This window comes from Streptomyces sp. NPDC051921, from assembly GCF_040680975.1.
Taxonomy (GTDB): Bacteria; Actinomycetota; Actinomycetes; order Streptomycetales; family Streptomycetaceae; genus Streptomyces.
On the sequence record NZ_JBFAXU010000054.1, the window covers coordinates 1 to 3,828 of the forward strand.

General features: G+C 69.9%; 4 protein-coding genes and 1 rRNA gene. 4 read left to right on the forward strand and 1 reads right to left on the reverse strand.

The window, feature by feature from the left end; translation table 11 throughout:
- Together AB0M16_RS36110 and AB0M16_RS36115 are read left to right on the forward strand one after the other, a co-directional pair.
- A partial coding sequence (locus tag AB0M16_RS36110; RefSeq protein WP_365350779.1) for an adenosylhomocysteinase occupies positions 1 to 180 on the forward strand: 180 nt, incomplete at its 5' end.
- Positions 181 to 321: 141 nt separating this feature from the next.
- Positions 322 to 933: a hypothetical protein gene (locus AB0M16_RS36115; protein ID WP_365350781.1), complete on the forward strand. Its 612-nt coding sequence runs from the start codon at positions 322 to 324 to the stop codon at positions 931 to 933.
- Positions 934 to 1,025: 92 nt separating this feature from the next.
- Here the strand turns inward: AB0M16_RS36115 and AB0M16_RS36120 are convergent, their stop codons facing one another.
- Positions 1,026 to 2,036, reverse strand: a complete 1,011-nt coding sequence (locus AB0M16_RS36120) for an RDD family protein (protein ID WP_365350783.1) — start codon at positions 2,034 to 2,036, stop codon at positions 1,026 to 1,028.
- Positions 2,037 to 2,156: 120 nt separating this feature from the next.
- On the opposite strand from AB0M16_RS36120, the gene AB0M16_RS36125 reads away from it, so the two are divergent.
- Positions 2,157 to 3,164 (forward strand): stage II sporulation protein M, encoded by a 1,008-nt coding sequence (locus AB0M16_RS36125; RefSeq protein ID WP_365350785.1) that lies wholly within the window; start codon positions 2,157 to 2,159, stop codon positions 3,162 to 3,164.
- A gap of 580 nt (positions 3,165 to 3,744) precedes the next feature.
- Positions 3,745 to 3,828: ribosomal RNA gene (locus AB0M16_RS36130) — 16S ribosomal RNA — on the forward strand; the annotation flags it as partial.

Consider the following 3,828-nt stretch of genomic DNA (forward strand, 5'->3'; position numbering starts at 1 on the left):
ACGAAGCCGGAGGAGTACCCGACCGACGTCTACGTGCTGCCGAAGCACCTCGACGAGAAGGTCGCCCGCCTCCACCTCGACGCCCTCGGCGTCAAGCTGACGACCCTCCGCCCGGAGCAGGCCGAGTACATCGGCGTCAAGGTCGAGGGCCCGTTCAAGCCGGACCACTACCGCTACTGATCCCATGACCGGCGGGTGACGGCACACACACCGGCACCCGCCCGTCACGGAAACCCGGAGCGGAACAGGCAGGCCCCCGCACCCCCGTGCCGGGGGCCTGCCCCGTCCCGACTACCGCCCCAGGACGCACCCCGAGGACCCATGCCCCGCGGCCGCTATTCGCTCCATGATCCGCACGATCACACCCCCCTCGGCGAAGAGCACTTCCACTGCGCGCCCGGCCCCTCCGGCTGGCGCTACGTCGCACGGACCACCACCCCCTCCGGTGACCCGAGCGGCTCCGTCGACCTGGCCGTCGACGACCTGGGCCGCCCCATTCGCCTCGAACTCCACGCCGCCGACTGGCAGGTCCGCGGCGCCGCTCTCGACGGCGTCACCTGGGTCCGTACCGACCCCACCGGAACCCACGCCACCGAAGGCAATGTGCGCGCCCACGCCTTCACCGGCACGTCCCCGGCGTTCCTCGTCGCGATCTCCCGACTCCTGCGCCTCACCCCCGATTCCCCGGAGACCCGCGTCCGGCTCGTCGCCTTCACGGATCCCGTGCTCGCCCCCCTGACGGTCGACCAGTCCTGGGCCCTGGTGAAGAGTGAAGCGCACGCCACTGACAACGGCCCCCTGATCGTGGACGAGTACCAGGTCAGCGCCCTGGACACGGGCGAGCGGCACACCGTTCACATCGCCGGCGACGTGGTCCTCTCGGCCCCCGGTGTCGAGCTCGAAGAGCTCGACACCCCGCCCAACACCTTCTGACGCCGCCGGGCGAAACGGGCCGGCGCAGCGAGCCGGTGACTCGGACTGGTGACTCGGACTGGTGACTCGGACCAGTGACTCGGGCCGGTGACTCAGGCCGGCGGAGCGAACCCGGTCGCGCGCGATCCGTTCCCGCCCATGTCCCCGTTCGCGTCCCTGTCCCCGTTCCCGCCCCTGTCCCCGTTCCCGTTCCCGTTCCCGTCCCTGTGCCCCTTCCCGCTGCCCTCCGCCGGGAGAGGACGAGGCGCGGGTGCCGATGGAGGAAGGGGCATGACGGGAGACGCCGGAGCCACCGGCGCCACCGGCGCAGGAGTCGACGGCACGGCCGCCCCCGCCGACGGCGCATGGGACGCAGCCGGGGCGAACGCCCGTCGTGCCTCTCGGGCCTGCCGCTCGGCCACGACACCCGCCAGGTAGGCGGCAGCTGGTACGCCAGGCGGCGGAGGGGTGCCGGTCCGGGCCACCAGCTCGTCGGCCAGGCGCTCGGCGAGCCGCCGCCCGATCGCCGGATCCAGCTGCCCCATGCGCGTCAGGTACTGGCGCGCCTCCAGCCACAGGGCGTCGGGAACGGCGGACAGATCGAGCCCGGAGAACCGCCCCACCAGCCACGGCGGCGGGGGCGGCACCACCATGGCGGACGCGGGAGCCACCCGCTCCCGCACGACGAGGGTCCCGGCGAACACGTCTCCGATCCGCCGCCCCCGCTCCGACACCAGCGAGGCGACGCATGCGACGACCCCGAACGTCATGAGGATCTCGACGACCCCCATCGCCCCGCGCATCAGCGCGTGCCGGAACCGGATCGGCCCGCCGTCCTCGCGCACGACCCGCAACCCGCACGCCATCTTCCCGAGCGACCGCCCGTGGGACAGCGTCTCCACGGCTATCGGCCCACCGACCAGGACCAGCAGGAAGGAAGCGATCGACAGCGCCATCGCCGCCGCCTCGTCCAACGAGGCCGTGGCGATCGCGATCCCCACGCTGATCAGCAGGTACGCGGCCCACACCACCACCAGGTCGAGCAGCAGGGCCAGCGCCCTGCTCGGCAACCGCGCAGGCTGAAGCCCCAGATAGACGGCATCCCCCGTCACGACCCCGCTCACCGTGCCCACCCTTCGTCGGCCTGCCGATCCCCGTCCGAACGCCAGTCTGCCAAGCTGACCCGCAGCGCGCCGCAGTAGTACGGACCCGTACGCACCCAGTGCCTGGAGCAGCAGCCGATCATGGACCTCGACGTCTTCGTCACCGCCCACCGAGCCGAGTGGGACCGCCTCGACCACCTGCTGCGCCGCGGCCGGAGCCTCACCGGCGCCGAGGCCGACGAACTCGTCGCCCTCTACCAGCGCACGGCCACCCACCTCTCCCTCATCCGGTCCAGCGCCCCGGACCCGATGCTCACCGCCCGGCTCACCCAGCTCGTCGCCCGGGCTCGCGCCACGGTCACCGGAACCCGCCGCGCCTCCTGGCGCGACGCGGCCGCCTTCCTGACCGCGGGCTTCCCGGCCGCGGTCTACCGCTCACGCCGCTGGTGGATACCGACCGCGATCCTCTCCACCCTGCTCGCGGCCCTCATCGGCTGGTGGATCGGGACGCACCCCGAGGTCCAGTCGGCGATGGGCGCCCCGGCCGAGCTCCGCGAGATGACCCGCCCGGGCGGCCAGTACGAGACCTACTACTCCAGCCATCCGGCGGCCTCCTTCGCGGCCCAGGTCTGGACGAACAACGCCCAGGCCGCCGCCGTGTGCCTTGTCCTCGGCGCGTTCCTGGGGATCCCGGTGCTGTTCGTCCTCTTCGCCAACATGCTCAACCTCGGCGTCGGCATCGGCCTCATGGCGTCCGCCGGCCGCCTCGACGTCTTCCTGGGCCTGGTCCTCCCGCACGGCCTTCTCGAGCTGACCGCGGTCTTCGTCGCCGCCGGCACCGGCCTCCGCCTCGGCTGGACCGTCATCGAGCCGGGCCCCATGACCCGTCGCGCCGCCCTCGCCCAGCAGGGCCGATCGGCCATCGGCATGGCCATCGGTCTGGCCCTGGTCCTTTTCGTCTCGGGCCTGATCGAAGGCTTCGTGACCCCCTCGGGCCTACCGACCTGGGCCCGCATCACGATCGGCGTCGTCGCTGAACTGGTATTCCTCGCGTACGTCTATGTCCTGGGCGGCCGCGCGGCCCGCGCCGGCGACACGGGCGACGTCGAGGAAGCGGACCGGACCGCCGAGCTCCCCACCGCCGCCTGATGTGCGGAGCACCCCGCTGACCTGCTAGTCTCCTCTCCGCCCACAAAACCCGTTGACACGGATGGCGTGGGGAGGTAGATTCAAACGGTTGCCTGGAGCTGGACAAGCTCGGGGCTGACAAGTTAGACTCTTTCTCGCTCCGGTCGGAGATCCACATGGACGACGGAGCCACTCCGATTCCTTATTCGAATCACGAAGTCACCGATTAGGTCGACGGAAATGGTTCTGATAAAGTCGGAACCGCCGGAAGGGCCCGAAAAGACGAAAGTCAAAAAGGGACCGGAAAGCACCGAGGAAATCGGATCGGAAAGATCTGATAGAGTCGGAAACGAAGGAAGCGCCCGGAGGAAAGCCCGCGAGGGTCGGTACGAAGGAAGCGTCCGCACCTTGAGAACTCAACAGCGTGCCAAAAATCAACGCCAGATTAGTTGATACCCCGTCCATCTTCGGATGGTCGAGGTTCCTTTGAAAAAGTCCACCCCTCGTGGGTGGCACACAGCGAGGACGCTGTGAACCGGGGAGACTATTCCTCTTCCTGGTTCCGCTCAACGCGAGTGTAGAACCGGATCACCGGTAAACATTCACGGAGAGTTTGATCCTGGCTCAGGACGAACGCTGGCGGCGTGCTTAACACATGCAAGTCGAACGATGAAGCCCTTCGGGG

Bases quoted from the DNA above. Each gene is read 5' to 3' on its own strand.
- AB0M16_RS36115 (WP_365350781.1), top strand. From the start codon at position 322: ATGCCCCGCGGCCGCTATTCGCTCCATGATCCGCACGATCACACCCCC.
- AB0M16_RS36125 (WP_365350785.1), top strand. From the start codon at position 2,157: ATGGACCTCGACGTCTTCGTCACCGCCCACCGAGCCGAGTGGGACCGC.